Here is a 19500-nt window from a genome sequence, read left to right on the forward strand (position 1 = left end):
GGTGGGAGGGGGATCCTGAGGCCGCTCAGAGGGCGAGCGGGATGGTGATGGTGTTCCAGGACATCGGTGGCAGCAGGGCGCTCAGCCGTCCGCCGTCCGTGACGGTGCCGGTCACCGGCTTCGGCGTCACGCGGTCCTGGTGGTGGAGCGTGTTGGCCGCGTGGCGGTCGGGGTCGGCCAGGGCGGTATGCGTCACCTGCCCGGCCACCGGGCTGAACGCCCGCAGGTCGGCGGTGAGTTCGAGCGGCCTCGTGGTGTCCCGGTTGACGGCGAAGACGGTGAGCGTCCCGTCCTCCTGCTGGACGGCGGTCGCGTGCAGCAGGGGCACCTCGCCGTAACGGGCGGTGTCGTGGACGGGACTGTCCAGGGCGAGCCGGAGCACCTGGCCGCGGCCGTGGCGGGCCGCGTCGGCGAAGGGGTGGAAGATGGTCTGCCGCCAGGCCGGGCCGCCGGGCTCGGTCATGATGGGGGCGATGACGTTCACCAACTGGGCGAGGCAGGCTGCGGTGACGCGGTCGCAGTGGCGCAGCAGGGTGATCAGCAGGCTGCCGACCACGACGGCGTCGGTGACGGTGTAGACGTCCTCGAGCTGGCGCGGGGCCACGCTCCAGTCCGGGGTGTCGGTGTTGTTGACCGGCCGGCTCTGGTACCAGACGTTCCACTCGTCGAAGGAGAGGTTGATCCGCTTGCCGGAGTGGCGCTTGGCCCCGATGTGGTCGGCGGTGGCGACCACCCCGTCGATGAAGGCCTCCATGTCGGCGGCCGAGGCGACGAAGCTGTCGACGTCGCCGTCGCTCTCCTCGTAGTAGGCGTGGCAGGAGATGAAGTCGACGAGGTCGTAGGTGTGCTCCAGGACCGTCGCCTCCCAGGCACCGAAGGTCGGCATGGAGCGGTTGGAGCTTCCGCAGGCGACCAGTTCCAGGCCGGGGTCGACGTCGCGCATGGCCTTGGCGGTGACGGCGGCGAGGCGGCCGTATTCGTCGGCGCTCTTGTGACCGAGCTGCCAGGGGCCGTCCATCTCGTTGCCCAGGCACCACAGCCGGATGCCGTGCGGCTTGTCCACGCCGTGCGAGCGGCGCAGCTCGGAGAAGGCCGTGCCGGCGGGGTGGTTGGTGTACTCCAGGAGGTCGAGTGCCTCCTGCAGGCCGCGGGTGCCGAGGTTGACGGCCTGCATGGGCTCGACGGCGGCCTTGGCCGCGAAGCGCATGAACTCGTTCAGCCCGAACCGGTTCGTCTCGACGGTCCGCCAGGCGCCGTCGAGACGGCGGGGCCGCTGCTCCACCGGGCCGACTCCGTCTTCCCAGCGGTAGCCGGAGACGAAGTTGCCCCCGGGGTAGCGGACCATGGTGACGCCCAGTTCCCGGATCAGGGCCAGGACGTCGGTGCGCAGTCCGTCCTCGTCGGCGCTCGGGTGGTCCGGTTCGAAGACGCCGGTGTAGACGCAGCGGCCGAGGTGCTCGACGAAGGATCCGAACAGCCGCGGATTCACCTCACCAACGGTGAAGTCGGGGTCCAGATGTATAGCTCCTGCGAGCGGCGGGTGGCTGGCGGGGTCGGGCATGGGTCACTCCGGGGTGGATCGGTGCGAAGAGTGGCGTTCTGTACGGTTGCCGGGGTGCTCTGCGGTCAGCCCTTGATGCCGGTGTGCGCGACGCCTTCGACCAGGTATCGCTGCAGGAAGAGGAAGACGAGCACCAGCGGCAGGATGGACACGGTGGCGGCGAGGAACAGCTCGTGGATGTTGACGGTCTGCGCGGTGGTGAAGGTCGACAGGGCCACCTGGACCGTCCAGCTGGACTGGTCCTGGCCGATGACCAGCGGCCACAGGAAGGCGTTCCAGTTGGTGATGAAGGTGATCACCGCGATCGCCGAGAAAAAGCCACGGGAGTTGGGGACGACGATCCGCCAGTACGTGCCCCAGCTGCCGAGACCGTCGATCCGGGCGGCCTCCTCCAGTTCCTTGGGGAAGCCGAGGAAGTACTGCCGGAAGAGGAAGGCGGTGAAGCCGCTGAACAGGCCGGGCACGATCAGACCTTGCAGGGAGGAGACCCAGCCCAGTGACGACACGAGGACGAAGCTGGGCACGAAGGTGACCGCGCTGGGGATCATGAGGGTGGCCAGCACCGCATAGAAGATCTTGTTGGCGTGCCGGTACGGGACGCGGGCGAGCGCATAGCCGGCCAGGGAGCAGACCAGCAGCTGTCCGGCGGTGCCGAGCACCCCGACGACGAGGGAGTTCCACATGCTGCGCGCCATGGGAACGGCGGGGTCGTTGAACAGCTCGGAGATGTTCTCCCAGTGCAGCACGGTCGGGAAGAGCTTCCAGTTCGCCCCGGTGATGTCGGCGTCGGTGGCCAGGCTGTTGCGGATCAGCAGGTAGAAGGGGACCAGGAACAGCAGCGCCGCGACGACGGCGACGGCGTACACGGCGACGCTGCCGGCCCGTCCGCTCCCCGCGCGTGGACGGCCGCGGCCATGGGTGGTGGAGGAGGTGGCCATCAGCGGTCCGCCTTTCCGAAGCCGAAGATCCTGCCCTGCAGCAGCGTCACCATCGTGATGAGTGCCGACAGCACCAGCGCCCCGGCGCTGCCGTGGCCGAAGTCCTGACCCTGCCCGAGGGCCGTGTAGTAGAGGTAGACCAACGGCGGCCGTGCGTAGGGGGTGTTGGGCAGCAGGTTGTAGAACTCGTCGAACGCCTGGTAGGCCGCGATCAGCATGAGGAGCACCACGGCGACCGAGGTGGTGCGCAGCTGCGGCAGGGTGATGTGCCGGAAGGTCTGCCAGCCGGGTCGGGCGCCGTCCGTCCAGGCCGCTTCGTACAGTTCCTTGGGGATCTGCTGGAGGGCGGCCAGGAAGAGGATCATGTAGAAGCCCAGCTGGAGCCAGAGCCGTACGGTGACCAGCACCAGCCAGTACCAGGGCGGGGAGACGGTGCCGATCCAGGCGATGGGTTCGATCCCGAACCAGCCCAGGACGGTGTTGGCGAGACCGAAGCGCACCCCGTTGAAGATCGACAGCTTCCACACCATCGAGGCCACGACGTAGGAGCACGCGGTGGGTATGAAGAACACCGAACGGAAGAAGGCACGGGCGACGCGGATGCGGTGGACGAGCAGCGCGAGCGCCAGAGCCAGGACGTAGGTGAGAGGGACGACGATCAGCGCGAAGAGCGTGAAGGTCCACAGGCTGTCGGTGAACGGCCCTTCGGTGAGGATGTCCGCGTAGTTGTCCAGGCCGACGAACTTCGTCGGGGTGACCGTGTTCTGGGCCTGGAAGAGGCTCAGGTAGAAACTCCAGCCGACCGGCACGTAGACGAACAGCAGGAGACCGGCCAGGAAGGGGCCCGCGAAGAGCCAGAAGGTGCGGGTGCTGCCTCGCGTCCCGTGCCTGTCACGTCTCGCCTTCGCCGCGGGGCCGGGTGGCGCGGTGGCGCCCTGACGGGCGCCACCGGTGGTGATGGTCGTCATGCCTGTCAGGGCCCCTCAGGCGATCTTCTTGAGTTCGGCCTCGACCCGGGTGCGGGCCTTGGCCACCTCGGACTCGGGGTTCTTTCCGCTGACCACGGCGTTGTTCACCATGTCCTGGGAAATCGTCACCATGGCCTGGGTCCAGTACGGGTCGTCGTAGTGCCCCTTGGTCTCGAAGAGCTTCACCGCCTCGGCGGCGGTACCGCTCTGCAGCTTGGTGGCCTTCGCCGCCAGGCTCTTGCGCGGAGGGATGTGGAAGCCGTAGGAGGTGCACCAGTCCTCCTGGAGTTTCGTCTGCTCGATCCACAGCCACTTCACGAAAGCCTTGGCCGCGTCGACGTCCTTGGCCTTGGCGCTTACGTAGGTGGACCAGCCGCCGTTGTAGACCACCGGGCGGCCGGCGCTGCCGATGCCGGGCAGGGGGACGATGCCGAAGTCGTCGCCCAATGCCTTCTGGATGCCGGGCATCGCCCACAAGCCGCACCACTGCATCGCCGTCAGGCCCTGGATGAACGCCGACGGGTCCCACCAGTCGGTGGGGGCGCCGAGCAGCAGCGTCTTGCTGGTGTAGAGCTTGCGCATCTTCTTCAGACCCTCGACGGTCGCCGGGGTGTCGAAGGCGACCTTGTGGTCGGCGGTCAGCAGTTCACTTCCGGTGGCCCAGATCAGGGGACTGGCCAGGATGTCGCTGCCGCCCTTCAGGCCGAGGTACAGGCCCTTGACCCCGCCCTTGTCGAGCTTGCGGGAGACGTCTATCAGCTCGTCGAAGGTGGTCGGGGGCTGGACGCCCGCCTTCTCCAGCAGGCTCTTGCGGTAGTACAGGAACTGCGGGTCGTCGATCATGCGGATGCCGTAGACCTTGCCGTCGACCGAGTTGGCGGCCAGATCCTTCTCCGTGAAGTCGGACTTCACGTCCGCGATGATGTCGTCCAGCGGCACGATCTGCCCGGACTTGGCCATCTGGACGTCGGGGTGGAACTCGAAGACGTCGGGGCCGTTGCTGGAGACCAGGCCGCTGGAGAGCTTGGAGGCGTAGTCACCGGGGATCCACTGCACCGACACGTCGGCCTTGCTGTACGCCTTCGCATACCGCAGCGCCGCCTGCTGGGTGCCCGCCTCGCCGTACTGGTGGTACCACTGGCTGATCGCCGCCTTACCGCCGGTGGAGCCGCCGCCGCGACCGGTGTTCCCGCCGCACGCGGCGAGGAATCCCGCCGCCGCCACGGTGCCGGAGGCGCGCAGGAAGGATCTGCGGCCGAACGATCTGCTGGGCTTCTGCTCAGGGGACATGGGCACCTCTGCTGTGGAGAACGGGTGTGGGACCGGACCTTGGGGACGGGGCCGCGACGGCGGGTGATGACGCTGTGGACGGCCGCGGAGTGCGGCCGGTGAGAGCGCGACGCGAAGCCCGGGGGTAGGGGGCGCGCAATCGGAGGGGGAAATTCCTGCCGCTGACGGGGTTGCAGCGAGCGGAGCGAGACGCAGGTTATGCGCGCTACACCCCTTCGTCAACAAGCCAGAAAAAGTCTGTGCACGGCAGTTCCAACGGCGTGCCACCCGTGGATACGATCAGGCGCCCCAGCCCCATCGAGTACAGGACAGCGTCGTTGAAGCGGACGTACCAGGACATTCGCCGGACCAACCGTTTCGCGGTGATGCGGCATCTCATCGCCTCGGCGCCCGTCGTCAGGCGCGACATCGCCGCGGCCACGGGCCTGTCGGTGGCCACCGCCTCCGACATCGTCAACGAGTTGCACGAGCTGGGGCTTCTGGCCGAGATCGGACAGCAGGCTTCGGGCGGCGGACGCCCGCGGAACCTTCTCGCGCCCGCCATCGAGGGCCCCCGGCTCATCGGCGTCGACATCGCCGAGACCTACGTCCACGTCGAGGTCTTCGATCCCGCTCTGCGGGTTCTGGCCAGAGCCGAGTACGAACTGCACCCGCACGCCAACTCGCCGGGCTACGTCGTGGACCGTATCGTCCGCGGAGTCGACGACGCGATCGCGCAGGCCCAGGTGGAGCGGGGCAGGATTCTCGGGATCGGCGTCAGCGTTCCCGGCCAGGTAGGGCCGGACGGCACGGCCTCTGTCTTCGCCCCGAACTGGAACTGGGACGACGTACCGCTGCTGTCCCTGCTCACCGAACGGGTCCCTGACTTGCCGGTCCTCCTCGACAACCCGCTGCGCGCGAGCACCGTCGCCGAACTGTGGTTCGGCGCCGCCCGCGGCCGCGACGACGTCGCCGTCCTCACCCTGGGAACCGGCGTCGGCGCGGGCCTGGCCGTCCACGGAGCCCTCTACCGCGGGGCCACGAACACGGCCGGCGAATGGGGCCACACCAACCTGGTCATCGACGGCCGCAAGTGCCGCCGCGGATGCGTCGGATGCGTGGAGACCTACGTGGGCGCACCCGGCATCATGCAGCACCTCGCGGAGACCGACCCGGACAGCCCGCTCCTGTACCCCGACGACCAGACGGCGACCATCAACGCCCTGGCCACCGCCCACGCGGCCGGCGACCCCGCCGCACAACGGGTGATCGCCACGACCGGTCAGTACCTCGGCGTCGCCATCGCCGACCTGATCAACCTGTGCAACCCGCAGATCATCGTGCTCACCGGCTGGGTCGCCGACAGTCTGGGAAGCGCCGTCCTGCCGTACGTGCGCGCCACCGCCGCCCGTTACGCACTCGCCGAACCCTGGGATGGCACCGAGATCAGTCTCTGCCCCATCGACCGCAACCCGGTCAGTCTCGGCGCGGCGACCCTCGTCCTCGAAGGATTCCTGTCCTGACACTCCTGCTGTGAGCGGCTCCAGCTTGAGGACGGAACTCCCGGGCGCGCCCAACTGCGCCTGCGATCAGCAACGTTGAACCTCGTTTGTTTGTGTTCACATCGACATGCATGCAACGGAGAGGTGTACGAGTCATGGCAGATCCAGCGAGCCACGCCATACCTGAACAGCCATCGGCCGGCGCCCCGGGACGGCTCTCGCGGCGTGGGCTCCTCAAGGGCGCCGCCGTCACCATGGGAGCCGCGGCGCTGGGTGCCGGCGCCGCCGGGACGGCCGCGGCGGCCGATGCCTCGGTCACCGCGACGGCCCCCGACGGCAGCAACACCATTACGATGTCGCTGACTTCGGGCGCGCTCAGCTGGTCGGCGAAGCGAAGAGGCGTGACGGTGGTCGACACTTCGGCTCTCGGCCTCAAGCTGAGCAACGGGACGGTGCTCGGCGCCGCGGGCACGGTGATCACCAACTACCAGCACTGGACCATCGACACCACCTGGACTCCGGTGTACGGCCGCAACGCGACCGTCCGCGACCGGTACCAGGAGATGCGCTGGAACCTCCAGGACACCGCCTCGCTGATCAACTTCAGCATCCAGATCCGCGCCTACCCGACTGGCGTCGCCTTCCGGTACGTGCTGCTCGGCAAGGGCACCGCCACCATCGCCGACGAGCTGACCACGTTCGTCTTCCCCGACAGCACCCTGGTCTACAGCGCGCGTGACGAGGACCCCTACAACCCGGTCGCGCCCGGCTCGATCCCCTCCACGGGCACCTCGACCACGGACACCGGCCCGCTGACCGACCTGCCGCTGACCGCCACCTACGCCGGCGGCAGCCTGATCGCCTGCATCTGCGAATCCTCCCGTCTCAACTTCCCGCGGCTGATGCTCAGCTCCGTGTCCGGGCAGCAGGGCACCCTCGCCGCCTACCTGATGGAGCACACCGGCCGCGGTTCGGACAGGGTCCAGACGACCTCGACGGTCACCACGCCGTTCGCCACGCCCTGGCGGGCGGTAGTGACCGGCTCCACCCACGCCGAACTGGTCGACAACGCCGAGCTGGTGCTCAACCTGGCCCCCGCGAGCACGTTGGCCGACACTTCGTGGATCAAGCCTGGCAAGGCCTTCCGTGTGCAGCTGACCACCGCCGCCGGGATGGCGGGCGTCGACTTCGCCGTGGCTCGTGGCCTGCAATTCATCGAGTACGACGGCGGCTGGTACGGCGACGTCAGAGGCACCGACGCGACGAAGCCGATAGCGGACATCGACCTGTCCTCGGTGATCTCCTACGCCACGAGCAAGGGCATCGGCGTCATCCTCTACGTCGACCGCGTAGCGGCCACCAACCCCGACAGCCTGTTCAGCCTCTACAAGAGCTGGGGCGTCAAAGGCGTCAAGCTCGGATTCGTCAATGACGGCACCCAGGCGATGACGAACCAGATCACGAACTGGGTCAGGACGGCAGCCAAGTACAACCTGCTGATGGACATGCACGACAACGTGCGGCCGTTCGGCTACGAACGGACGTACCCGAACTGGGTCAACATGGAGGGCGTGCGCGGCAACGAGCGCTTCCCGACCGCGAGCCACAACGTGACCCTGCCGTTCGCCCGCAACATCGGCGGGCCGATGGACTACACCATCTGCTACGGCCAGTCGCGGGACCGGACCACCAACGTCCACCAGATGGCCATGGCGGCGGTCTTCTACCAGCCGCTGAACTTCCTGTACTGGTACGACTCGCCGTCCAGGTACGCCAACACGTCCAACTGGCCAGGGCTGCCATGGTTCGACGCCATCCCCACCACCTGGGACCAGAGCCGCACCCTCGCCGGATCGATCGGCCAGTACGCCGCCGTCGCCCGCCGCCACGGCGACACCTGGTACGTCGGGGCGATGACCAACGAGACGTCCCGGACCCTGTCGATCCCGCTGACGTTCCTGGGCAGCGGAACATACACGGCGACCGTCTACGCCGACGGCACCCCGGGCGCCAGCCCCTACCAGACGCCGGTCGTGGTCAGCACCCGGACGGTCACCTCAGCCACCACGCTGAACGTGGCGATGGCTCCCGCAGGCGGTCAGGCGATCATCCTCAAGCCCAGCTGACGCGACGGACGCGGGTTCAGTCGGTGATGGTGATGTACTTCCAGGCGCCGTGGGTCGTGGAGTTGACACAGTCGCCGGAGGGGCCGTTGATGTACGACGAGCCCCGCCCGCGCCCCGTCTCACGCGGTGGCCACGACCCGTGGTTCCCTCCGGCCGGCGGCGATATCTGCCGCCGTCGGCCTGCTCTTCACGTCCCAGACCCTCGTCACCCGCGCGGGCTGCTGGGAGGCTGCGGATCCACCAGATGGTCGCTGCTCGGAGGTCGAGTCCGGCGAGGTAGCTCTGGCCACGCGGTTCGCCTGACCACCGCGCGTCAACCGTTCGACGCCGCGGCCACGGAAGGGCTCAGGCTCCTCGTCCACGCCCTCGAGAAGCCGGACGCAGAGCTGCCCCAGTGAGCGACCCACCGGTCGAACCCGTCGTCTGCGACCCGACCGCACCATCTCTCATCTGGAACGTCATCCGGCCCGCCTGCGGCTGACGCTCCCCACTCGCACCCGCCGCCTCCACCCTGGGCTGCCCCTGGGCTCGGCGGGCCACAACGCGCCCTCCCCCCGATAGCAGGAGTACGAGGATGGAAAATTCACCGACCCACCGGGACAGATCAAGATCAATCGGCAAACCGCCCATGATTGCTCACGCGGACGGGACGCCACCCGGGCGGATTCCGTTGCGGCGCCGGATCAGCCGCGCGGGAAGTGCCCTGACCGCCATGGTCATGATGATCACTGGTCTGCTCCTCGCCGGCTCCCCGGCGCAGGCGGACAACCCCATAGACATGGACCGGTTCGTGGCGGACCCGTCGGCACACGTCTTCGACGGGCGCATGTACATCTACGCCACCGACGACTCCGACAACAGCGGTACGTACTGGGACTCCAAGGACTGGCGCTCGTACTCCTCCGCCGACGGGGTGACCTGGACCGACCACGGACAGGTCTTCGACCTCACCGGCTTCAGCTGGGCCAACAGCCTGGCCTGGGCGCCTGCCGCCGCGCAGCGCAACGGCTTCTACTACCTGTACCTGCCGACGGACCGCAACAAGATCGGTGTTGCCCGCAGCACCTCGCCCACGTCCGGGTTCAGTGACGTACGCGGGACACCCCTCATCGACACCTCGCGCGACGCGAACACCGGAACAGAGCCCATCGACCCGATGACGTTCATCGACGACGACGGACAGGCGTACCTGTACTTCGGCAGCAGCCGCCAGCCCAAGGTCGTCCGGCTCAACGCGGACATGATGTCGACCAGCGGCCCCATCATGAACGTCACGGTCAACGGTGCTCCCGGCCAGGGCTTCGCCGAAGCCCCCTGGATGTACAAGCGCAACGGGCTCTACTACTTCTCGTTCTCGACCGGCTGGCCGGGACAGATCCAGTACGCGACCGCGCCCAGCCCGCTCGGTCCGTTCACGTACCGGGGCGTCGCGCTCGACTACGTCAACGTGAACACCAACCACTCGTCCATCCTGCAGTTCAACAACAAGTGGTACATGGTCTACGCGAACAAGGCTCTTGCGGGCGGAGGTAGCTTCCGCCGGTCGATCGCCGTGGATTACCTGCACTACAACGGTGACGGCAGTATCAAGACGGTGGTCCAGACGGCCGTCGGGACCGCGGGGCCGGAGGGCCCCTACGAAACGATCGCCAACCGTAACAGCGGCAAGGTCATGGATGTAAGGAGCCGCAGCACCGCCGACGGCGCCGGCATCATCCAGTGGTCGAGCTCAGCCCTGGCCGCGAACCAGCACTGGTTCTTCCGTGACGCGGGCAACGGCTACTACAACGTGGTCAGCCGCAATACCGGAAAGTGCCTCGACGTCCAGAGCGCGAGCAGGACGGACGGCGCGGCCGTCATCCAGTGGACCTGCACCGGCGGCACCAACCAGCAGTGGTCTCTGACCAACGTCGGCAACTACGTGCAACTGGCGGCGCGGCACAGCGGGAAGTGCCTCGACGTCAGTGGCGGGAGCACCGCCGACGGCACGGCGATCATCCAGTGGACCTGCACCGGCGCCACGAACCAGCAGTGGACCAGAACCACGGTGTGACCTTCCCGGGCCACGACCGGCCGGAGGGCTGACCTGCCAATGCCAGCGCATGCAGGTCAGCCCTCGCGGGCCGCGGACAGCCACAGCAGTCGGCCCTTGTCGTCGGTGAAACGTTCTTGTCGACGCCCCGCTCGCGCTGCGACACCAGCAGCACCGCACGGCCCGCGACCTGCCCGGAACTCGCCGGGCAACGGCAACACCGCCGCCGGACGCCGAGCCCGCACCGAGCGCCACCGCGTCCTCACCCTCTTCGGCATCACATGATCAACCGGACAGATCAACGGGACATCCGAGGCAAACGCCGGGGCCCTGGTCGTAGGACAGATTCGATAGTTCTCGGCCAGGCCCTCCGATCGGCTCGATCCCGCTGTTCAATAGGAACTGTTCAATGGGAACGAACGATGCCCGCGAGAGGAGCCGTCCGTGTCCCCAGTGGTCGTGCCGCCTGTCGGTGCGCGCATCCGGCAGGCGCGCACCGCGCGGGGCATGAGCCTGCGCGGCCTGGCGCGGGAGATCGGCGTGTCCGCGAGCCTGATCTCGCAGATCGAGACCGGGAAGAGCCAGCCGTCGGTCAGCACGCTGTACGCGATCACCACCGCGCTCTCCATCCCCGTCGAGTCGCTCTTCGACGGCTACGACGGCTTCGACGGCATCGACGGGGAGGAGAGCGCGCCGGTGCCGGCTGCCGCCTCGCCCGTCGCCGGTCCGCCCGGCACCGTCCTGCACGCGCTCGCCGCCTTCGCCGCAGACCCGGGTCACCGGATCGGGCCGCTGGTCAGGGCCGAGGAGCGGGAGGTCCTTGAGCTCGACTCGGGCGTCGTATGGGAGCGTCTGGGCCATGTTCCCGGCGCGGACGTCGACTTCCTGCTGGTGACCTACCGGCCCGGCGGCGCCTCCTCCGGCACGGGCGGACTGATGCGGCACCCGGGCACGGAGTACGGCTATCTGACCTCCGGCGAGCTGGTGCTCACCCTCGGCTTCGAGGAGTACACGCTCCGCCCGGGCGACGCGGTGTCCTTCGAGTCGACGACGCCCCACCGCTACCGCAACGACGGCGACGAACCTGCGGTCGGCGTCTGGTTTGTGTTCAGTATGCCTTGACACTCCCCTCGGGCGGTCGTTCACTCGAAGGGGAGGTTCGCCATGGCGATCCGTACGTTTGGTCCCAACGCCGTCGACTGGGAAGAGCGCGTCGACCTCGACCGGCTGCGCAAGGAGCGCCTTGCCCGGCTGAACGCCGCGCTGAACCGTTCCGAGCTGGGCGCCCTGCTCAGCTTCGACTTCTCCAACATCCGCTATATGTCGTCCACCCATATCGGCACCTGGGCCATGGACAAGCTGATCCGCTTCGCGCTGCTCGTCCGCGGCGGCGAACCGGTCGTCTGGGACTTCGGCTCCGCCGCCCGCCACCACCAGCTCTACAACCCCTGGCTCGACTACAGCGACGGCAAGGGCGGCCCGCCCACCGGCGCCCGCGCCGGCATCTCCACCCTCAGGGGCGCCTTCCATCCCGACGCCGGGATCGCCGAGGACGTCGCCGCCAAGATCGCCCAGGTGCTGCGCGAACACGGCCTGGCGGGCGAGCCGTTGGGCGTCGACCTGGCCGAGATGCCCGTACTGCACGCCCTCAAGGAGCAGGGCATCGACGTCGTCGACGGCCAGCAGGTCTTCCTGGAGGCCCGCCGCATCAAGACCGGCGACGAGATCTCCCTGCTCACCCAGGCATGCTCGATGGTCGACGCGGCGTACGAGGAGCTGTACGGCTATCTGCGCCCCGGCGTGCGCGAGAACGAATGCGTCGGGCTCGTCAGCAAGGTCCTCTACGACCTGGGCAGCGAGTACGTCGAAGGCGTCAACGCCATCTCGGGAGAGCGCTGTTCACCCCACCCGCACGTCTACAGCGACCGGCTGATCCGCCCCGGCGATCCCGCCTTCTTCGACATTCTGCACAGCCACCTCGGCTACCGCACCTGCTACTACCGCACGTTCGCCGTCGGCAGCGCCTCCGCCGCACAGCGTGACGCGTACGTCCGCTGCCGCGCCTACATGGACGAGGCCATCGCCTTGGTCCGGCCGGGCGCCACCACCGCCGACATCGTCCAGGTCTGGCCGCGTGCCGAGGAGTTCGGCTTCCCCGACGAGACGGCCGCATTCGCCCTGCAGTACGGGCACGGGGTCGGCCTGTCCATCTGGGAGAAGCCCATCTTCAGCCGCCTCGTCTCGCTCGACCATCCCGAAGTCCTCGAAGAGGGCATGGTGTTCGCATTGGAGACGTACTGGCCGGCCGCCGACGGCTGGTCGGCGGCACGGATCGAGGAGGAGGTCGTCGTCACCGCCGACGGCTGCGAGGTGATCACCAAGTTCCCCGCGGAGGAACTGCTCGTGGCGGGCCGCAAGTACTGGACGGTCGGCGGCGCGCTCAACACCCGGCGCGAGGCCCAGTCCCACCTCAACACCCCCGAGGGCAGGGGCGGGTCATGACCGGCGCGGCATCGACGAACGCGGGTCAACTCCTCGCGCTCTACGAACAGATGGCAGTGATCCGGCTTACGGAGAAGGCCGCTCACGACCTGTTCCTGGCCGGCCTCGTCAAGGGCACCACCCACCTCGCCTCCGGCCACGAGGCGATCGCGGTCGGCGCGAGCGCGGCCCTCCGCGACGACGACTACGTGTTCGCGACCTACCGCGGCCACCACCACGCCCTGGCCCGCGGCGCCACTCCCGAGGAATGCCTCGCCGAACTGATGAGCCGCGCCACCGGCCTGTGCAAGGCCAAGGGCGGCTCGATGCACCTCACCAAGGCGTCGCGCAACATGCTCGGTTCGTACGCCATCGTCGGCGCCCATCTGCCCATGGCAGTCGGCGCCGCCTGGTCTGCCCGGCTGCGCGGCACCGGGCAGATCGCCGTGGCGTTCTTCGGCGACGGCGCTACCAACATCGGCGCCTTCCACGAGGCGCTGAACCTGGCCGCCGTATGGAAACTGCCCGTGCTGTTCATCTGCGAGAACAACCTCTACATGGAGTACACGCCGATCGCCGACGTCACCGCGGTGGCGAACCCCGCGGCGGACCGTGCGCCCGCGTACGGCATACCCGGCGAGATCGTCGACGGCAACGACGTGGTCCTCGTCCAGGAGGCGGTGGGACGGCTGGCGGACCGGGCCCGTGCGGGAGACGGGCCCAGCCTGCTGGAAGCACAGACCTACCGGCACTTCGGCCACAGCCGCTCCGACCCGGCCACCTACCGGCCCGCTGAGGAGGTCGAGCGCTGGCTGAAGCACGACCCGCTGGATCTCGCCCGCGGGCGGCTCACCGAACTGGGCGTGCCCGAGGAAGCGGTCACCGATGCCGACGCGCGCGCAACCAGCCTCGTACAGCAGGCAGTTGAGGCCGCGAAGCAGGCGCCCGCGGCCGATCGGCGGGAGGCGCTGACCGACGTATGGGCCGACGGAGGTGCGGCGTGGCGGACGTGATCACCTACCGCGAGGCGGTCGCCGAGGGCATCGCACGCGAGATGCGGCGCGATCCGTCGGTCGTCTGTCTGGGGGAGGACATCGGCGCGGCGGGCGGGGTGTTCAAGACGACCGTCGGGCTGCACAAGGAGTTCGGATCCGAGCGGGTGTGGGATACGCCGATCTCCGAACAGGCCATCGTCGGAGCGGCGATGGGCGCCGCGATGACCGGGATGCGGCCCGTCGCGGAGATCATGTTCTCCGACTTCCTGGCCTGTTGCTGGGACTACCTCGCCAACGAGATACCGAAGGTCCGGTACATGACGGGCGGTCAGGTCACCGTGCCGCTCGTCGTCCGCACGGCCAACGGCGGCGGTCTCGGCTTCGGCGCCCAGCACTCCCAGGCCACCGAGAACTGGGCGTTCACCGTCCCCGGACTGAAGATCGCGGCACCCGCCACGCCCGCCGACGTGATCGGCATGATGGCCGCCGCCATCCGCAGCGACGACCCGGTGGTCTTCTTCGAGCACAAGGGACTGTTCGCGACCAAGGGGCCGCCCGCGCCACCGGACCACATCGTCGAGCTGGGGCAGGCCGCCGTCGTACGGGAAGGCGCCGACGTCACGCTCGTCGCCCTCGCCTCGATGGTGCCCGTGGCGCTGACGGCCGCCGAACGGCTGGCCGAGGAGGACATCGACGCCGAAGTGATCGATCTGCGCTGCCTGGTGCCGCTCGACACGCGCACGGTGCTCGGTTCCCTTACGAAGACCTCGCGGCTCGTGACCGTCGAGGAGAACCCCTACCAGGGCGGATGGGGCGGCACCCTCGTATCGGTCGTCGCCGACGAGGGATTCGGCCTTCTCGACGCGCCCGTACGCCGGGTCGCGGCCGAGTGCGTGCCGCTGCCCTTCGCGGACGCGCTCGAAGAGCAGGTCATCCCCACGGTCGACAAGGTCGTGACGGCGGTCCGGCGGCTCGCCGCGTACTGAAACACAGCATGGGAGGAATGGCGATGACCAGTCGGATGCTTCTGCGCTCGGGCCATGTGATCTCGATGGATCCCGGCATCGGGGACCTGCCCGAGGGCGATGTACTGATCGAGGACGGGAAGATCACGGCGGTCGAGCCGCGGATAGCCGCCGAAGTCGACGCCGAAGTCCTCGACATGACCGGCCGCATCGTCGTGCCGGGCTTCGTCGACACCCACCGCCACACCTGGGAGGCGCCCATCCGCGGCTGCGCGCCCAATGCCACGCTCGACGACTACTTCGTCGAAGTCCTCGACACCTTCGCACCCGTCTACGGCCCCGAGGACGTGTACGCGGGCAACCTCGCGGGCTCCCTCGAGTGCCTGAACGCCGGGATCACCACGCTCGTCGACTGGTCGCACATCAACAACACACCCGAGCATCCCGACGCCGCCGTGCGGGCGCTGAGCGAGACCGGGATCCGCGCCCAGTACGCGTACGGCAGCGCCAACACCTCGCTCGCCGACTACTGGTTCGACAGCAAGATCGCCATACCGGCCGACGACGTACGACGGATGAGGGAGCGTCACTTCACTTCCGACGACGGCCTGCTGACCATGGCGCTCGCCACCCGCGGCCCGGGATTCTGCATCAACGACGTCGTCGAGGCCGAGTGGCGGCTCGCGCGCGAACTGGACATCCCGATCACCGTGCACGTCGGCATGGGCCGGCTGGCCGGCCGCTTCGGGATGGTCAAGCAACTGCACGACCTCGGGCTGCTCGGCTCCGACACCACCTACATCCACTGCTGCTACTTCAGCGAGGAGGAGTGGCGGATGGTCGCCGACAGCGGCGGCACGGTCTCCATCGCGCCGCAGGTGGAGCAGCAGATGGGGCACGGCTGGCCGCCCGTGATGAAGGCGATCGAGCACGGGCTGCGGCCGAGCCTGAGCATCGACGTGGTCACCACCGTGCCCGGCGACATGTTCACCCAGATCCGTGCGGCCTTCGGCGGCGAGCGCGCCCGGGTGAACGCCGAGTGCTGGCAGGCCGACACACCCGTCCCCGCAACGATGCTGACCGCACGTCAGATGCTGGAGATCGCCACCGTCAACGGCGCACATGTCGCGGGACTCGAACACCGCACCGGCTCACTGACCCCCGGCAAACGCGCCGACATCGTCGCCATCGACGCGACGGCCCTCAACATCGCGCCCCTCATCGACCCCGTGGCCGCGGTGACCCTGTGCGCGGACGTGTCCAACGTCGACACGGTCATCGTCGACGGCACGGTCCGCAAGCGCGACGGCAAGCTGCTCGCCGACACCGCACGGGCGCGGCGCCTTGTCGAGGAGTCCCGCGACCGGCTGGTGGCGGCGGTCGAGGCCCGGAAGAAGCAGCAGGCGTGAGGCAGTCCGGACGGAGGGCGCCGAGGAAGGGGCGGGCATGACCCACTTCGCCGTACGGCGGGCGGCGGACGCTACGTTCGCCGCCCCGACCCAACTGGCGTACCACAGCAGCGGGTTCAGGCGACGGACGGTCGTCGACGAGGCCGACGGCGCCGTGCACAGCGGCTTCGGCCTGTGCGAACTGGCGCCGGACGGAGCGATCGGCGCCCACGTGAACGCGTACGAGGAGTCCTTCCACGTGCTGTCGGGCACGGTGATCCTCGATGTGCCCGAGGGCTCGTACCTGCTCGAGGAAGGCGACTACGGACTGCTGCCGACGGGCGTGCCGCACGCCTGGCGCGGCGCCGGGGACACCGTCGCGCTCTGGGCGGACATGCTCGCGCCGGTCCCGCGAGCCCGCTACGGCTACGACACCCAGGCGGTGCCCGCACTGCCGGCCCGCGAACCGGTCCGCATCGACGTACGCGACCCGCGCACCCGCTCGTTCGGCCACTTCGCGGCCACCCAGATGGACCCCGGCAAGCAGTCTCAGGACCTCCTCGCCGTGTCGGCCAGCATGCGGACCGCGCTGCTCGTCTACAGCGGCATCACCGTGAAGATGATGGTGGACAGCGATCTGGGCGCGGTCGCCTCGACGATGTTCATGGTGCAGTACGCACCCGACGGCGTCGCCGGCAGCCACGACCACCCCTTCGAGGAGACGTATCTGATCGTCGAGGGCACCGTGGACGCCACCTTCGACGGCGAGCGCCACCGGCTCGGCGTGGGCGACGCCGCCTGGGCGGGCGCCGGGTGCGTGCACAGCTTCGCCAACGCCGGTACGGGACCGGTGCGTTGGCTCGAGACACAGGCACCGCAACCGCCGTCACGGCACTCCTACCGCTTCACCAGGGACTGGGACTATCTGCGCGCGACCTTGGGAGAGAAGCCATGAGCAGCGTGGTCGTCATCGGCGGTACGTCCGGGATCGGCCGGGAGTTCGCCCGGCACCGCGCCACGAGCGGTGACGAGGTCATACTCACCGGGCGCGACGCCGGCCGGGCCGCCACCGCCGCCAAGGAGACCGGCGCGTCGCTCGGCCTGGCCCTCGACCTGTCCCGGCCGCACGAGATCGCCGCGGCGCTGACCGATATCGGGCGCGTCGACCACCTCGTCCTCGTCGGGATCTCCCGCGACCACAACAGCGTCACGGAGTACGACATCGACGCGGCCACCCGCCTGGTCACGCTCAAGCTCGTCGGCTACACGGAGGTCGTGCACACGCTGCGGCCCCGACTGCACGACGACAGCTCCATCGTGCTGTTCGGCGGACAGGCCAAGGAGCGGCCCTACCCGGGCGCGACCACGGTGGCCACCGTCAACGCGGGCGTGACCGGCCTCGTGCGCACTCTCGCCACCGAACTCGCCCCGATCCGCGTCAACGCCGTGCACCCGGGGGTCGTCGGCGACAGCCCCTTCTGGTCCGGCAAGGCGCTCGACGCACTGGTCGCCAGGACGCCCACGGGCCGGCTGGCCACCATGCGGGACGTGGTGGACGCCGTGGACTTCCTGCTCGGCAACCGGTCGGTCAACGGCGTCGACTTGAGCGTCGACGGCGGGTGGCTGCTGCGGTGACGGCCCAGAGTGCCTTAGGAAGGGCTGAACTCAGGACTTGATGCCCACGCCCGCGTACAGCGGCACCGGGGCGTCCCCCTGGACGTCCTCGCCCGCCGCGAGCTCGGGATGCCACTCGGGCAGCGAGACGATGCCCGGTTCGACCACCTCAAGCCCCTTGAAGAAACGGGCCACTTCGGCGTGCGAGCGGGCTACGAGCGTGACCCCGCCCGCCGCGTACGTCTGGACGGCCTGCTCCATGGTCCGCGGATCGTAGTCCCCGGTGATCACCGAGAGCACGAGGCAACTACCGGACGGCAGCGCGTCGACGAGGCTCCCCACCAGCTCGTACGCCCCCTCCTCGTCCGAGACGAAGTGCATCAGCGCGACCAGTGACAACGCCACGGGCCTGCTGAAGTCGAGGACGCGCTCGGCCTGATCGAGGATCTTGCGGGGCTCGCGCACATCCGCCTGCACGTACTGCGTCACCCCCTCGGGCCTGCCGCGCAACAGCGCCTCCGCATGGGCGAGCACGATCGGGTCGTTGTCGACGTACAGGACCCGCGCGTCGGGTGCCGTGGCCTGCGCGAGCCGGTGGAGGTTGGGCTCGGTCGGGATGCCCGTGCCGATGTCGAGGAACTGCCGGATGCCCGCCTGGGTGGCCGACCAGCGGATTGCGCGGTGCATGAACCAGCGGTTGCTGCGGGCCGATCGCCTGGCGTGCGGCTCCAACTCCAGGATGTGGCGGCCCAGTTCCTCGTCGACCGGGTAGTTGTCCTTGCCACCCAGGAACCAGTCGTACACCCGCGCCGGATGCGGCCTGCTGGTGTCGATGTGCTGGGGTTGCCGGGGAGCGGACTCGGTCGCGGCCATGCGGCACTCCTCTGCTCGTCTGCCGTCGCGGTGTGCGAGCAGTGTGGCGCCGTTGAGCGGACCCTGGAAGCCCGTTGCCCGCCCGGCCTTCGAGGCTTTCGGTCCTTTCAGTCCTCGTCCTTCGCGCGTTCCTCCGCGTGCCGCAGAACGTCCTCCACGACCTTCTTGTCGAGCGCGGCCCGCACCAACGCGGCTGCCAGCACGGCCGGTTCGGTGTCACCGGCGAGCTTCACCAGATGGTCCGGCTCCTCGGGCAGCCCGAGCCGCTCCGCGCCCTGGAGCGCCTTCGCGTCGAGCCAGGGCGCGGCCTCGGGCCAGACCAGCTGCACCTCCCGCAGGAAGATGTCCACGCCGGCCGGGCCGAGAGCGGGTATCTCCCCCAGCAGAGAACGCAGTTCGTCGAGATCGCCGTCCGCCTCGTCGCGCATACGCCGCAGATCGCCGCCCCAACGGTCCAGCAGCAGCTCGGCGCCCTCACCGAGCATCGTCGCCGTGCGCTCGTCGTAGCGCCGATAGCCGCCCTCGCCCAGCGCGTCGACCCGCTGCTGCCAGCTCGCGTCGGCCATCCGGCGCGGATCGCGCATCCCCGCCTCGTACAGGGCGCGGCTGGCCGCGAGGGCGACCGAACCGCGGATCCGCGCGCTGAGGAGACAGGACATGACCAGGGTGCGGTACAGCGGCTGCGGTGTGTTCCGCAGCTTGATGCCCGCCTCCTCGGCGAACGTACGGCCGTGTTCGGCGACCAGCGTCTCGAGGATCCGGCTGTCCCGGTCTGTTCGTCTGGCCAT

Annotated in this window: 17 protein-coding genes; 11 read left to right on the plus strand and 6 right to left on the minus strand. The window is 69.0% G+C overall.

The window, feature by feature from the left end:
• Positions 1–25: 25 nt before the first annotated feature.
• From arfA to ABD357_RS10640, 4 genes are all read right to left on the minus strand, one after another.
• The gene (gene arfA, locus ABD357_RS10625; protein WP_344389274.1) at positions 26–1561 is read right to left on the minus strand and encodes an arabinosylfuranosidase ArfA; all 1536 of its coding nucleotides are present in this window, start codon (positions 1559–1561) and stop codon (positions 26–28) included.
• A 65-nt stretch (positions 1562–1626) separates the two neighbouring features.
• Entirely contained in the window at positions 1627–2499 is an 873-nt protein-coding gene (locus tag ABD357_RS10630; protein ID WP_344389276.1) for a carbohydrate ABC transporter permease, read from the minus strand.
• Positions 2499–3467, minus strand: coding sequence for a carbohydrate ABC transporter permease (locus ABD357_RS10635; RefSeq protein ID WP_344389278.1), 969 nt, complete (start codon positions 3465–3467; stop codon positions 2499–2501). Before ABD357_RS10635 ends, ABD357_RS10630 begins: the two co-directional genes overlap by 1 nt.
• A 15-nt stretch (positions 3468–3482) precedes the next feature.
• Positions 3483–4757 carry an ABC transporter substrate-binding protein gene (locus ABD357_RS10640; RefSeq protein ID WP_344389280.1) on the minus strand — a complete coding sequence of 425 codons (1275 nt, stop codon included), beginning with the start codon at positions 4755–4757 and terminating at the stop codon, positions 3483–3485.
• 317 nt (positions 4758–5074) lie between these two features.
• Here ABD357_RS10640 and ABD357_RS10645 point away from each other — a divergent pair, with 317 nt between their 5' ends.
• From ABD357_RS10645 to ABD357_RS10700, 11 genes are all read left to right on the plus strand, one after another.
• Positions 5075–6259, plus strand: a complete 1185-nt coding sequence (locus ABD357_RS10645; protein ID WP_344389281.1) for an ROK family transcriptional regulator — start codon at positions 5075–5077, stop codon at positions 6257–6259.
• Positions 6260–6393: 134 nt separating this feature from the next.
• Positions 6394–8364 carry a glycoside hydrolase family 97 protein gene (locus tag ABD357_RS10650; protein WP_344389283.1) on the plus strand — a complete coding sequence of 657 codons (1971 nt, stop codon included), beginning with the start codon at positions 6394–6396 and terminating at the stop codon, positions 8362–8364.
• Positions 8365–8490: 126 nt separating this feature from the next.
• Positions 8491–8667, plus strand: coding sequence for a hypothetical protein (locus ABD357_RS10655; RefSeq protein WP_344389454.1), 177 nt, complete (start codon positions 8491–8493; stop codon positions 8665–8667).
• Positions 8668–8992: 325 nt separating this feature from the next.
• Entirely contained in the window at positions 8993–10417 is a 1425-nt protein-coding gene (locus tag ABD357_RS10665) for an RICIN domain-containing protein (protein WP_344389285.1), read from the plus strand.
• 423 nt (positions 10418–10840) lie between these two features.
• Positions 10841–11518 carry a helix-turn-helix domain-containing protein gene (locus ABD357_RS10670; protein ID WP_344389286.1) on the plus strand — a complete coding sequence of 226 codons (678 nt, stop codon included), beginning with the start codon at positions 10841–10843 and terminating at the stop codon, positions 11516–11518.
• A 42-nt stretch (positions 11519–11560) separates the two neighbouring features.
• Positions 11561–12898: a M24 family metallopeptidase gene (locus tag ABD357_RS10675; RefSeq protein ID WP_344389287.1), complete on the plus strand. Its 1338-nt coding sequence runs from the start codon at positions 11561–11563 to the stop codon at positions 12896–12898.
• Positions 12895–13890 carry a thiamine pyrophosphate-dependent dehydrogenase E1 component subunit alpha gene (locus ABD357_RS10680; protein ID WP_344389288.1) on the plus strand — a complete coding sequence of 332 codons (996 nt, stop codon included), beginning with the start codon at positions 12895–12897 and terminating at the stop codon, positions 13888–13890. Before ABD357_RS10675 ends, ABD357_RS10680 begins: the two co-directional genes overlap by 4 nt.
• A complete protein-coding gene (locus ABD357_RS10685; RefSeq protein ID WP_344389289.1) occupies positions 13878–14858 on the plus strand; it encodes an alpha-ketoacid dehydrogenase subunit beta in 981 nt (326 codons plus the stop codon). The genes ABD357_RS10680 and ABD357_RS10685 overlap by 13 nt, the downstream gene beginning before the upstream one ends.
• A 23-nt stretch (positions 14859–14881) precedes the next feature.
• Positions 14882–16246, plus strand: a complete 1365-nt coding sequence (locus tag ABD357_RS10690; RefSeq protein WP_344389290.1) for an amidohydrolase family protein — start codon at positions 14882–14884, stop codon at positions 16244–16246.
• A gap of 37 nt (positions 16247–16283) precedes the next feature.
• A complete protein-coding gene (locus tag ABD357_RS10695; protein ID WP_344389291.1) occupies positions 16284–17180 on the plus strand; it encodes a cupin domain-containing protein in 897 nt (298 codons plus the stop codon).
• Positions 17177–17860: an SDR family oxidoreductase gene (locus tag ABD357_RS10700; protein ID WP_344389292.1), complete on the plus strand. Its 684-nt coding sequence runs from the start codon at positions 17177–17179 to the stop codon at positions 17858–17860. Before ABD357_RS10695 ends, ABD357_RS10700 begins: the two co-directional genes overlap by 4 nt.
• Positions 17861–17890: 30 nt before the next feature.
• Here ABD357_RS10700 and ABD357_RS10705 read toward each other — a convergent pair whose 3' ends face one another.
• Positions 17891–18712, minus strand: coding sequence for an SAM-dependent methyltransferase (locus tag ABD357_RS10705; protein WP_344389293.1), 822 nt, complete (start codon positions 18710–18712; stop codon positions 17891–17893).
• Positions 18713–18819: 107 nt separating this feature from the next.
• The gene (locus ABD357_RS10710) at positions 18820–19500 is read right to left on the minus strand and encodes an endonuclease (protein ID WP_344389294.1); all 681 of its coding nucleotides are present in this window, start codon (positions 19498–19500) and stop codon (positions 18820–18822) included.

This window comes from Streptomyces vastus (assembly GCF_039532825.1).
GTDB lineage: Bacteria > Actinomycetota > Actinomycetes > Streptomycetales > Streptomycetaceae > Streptomyces > Streptomyces vastus.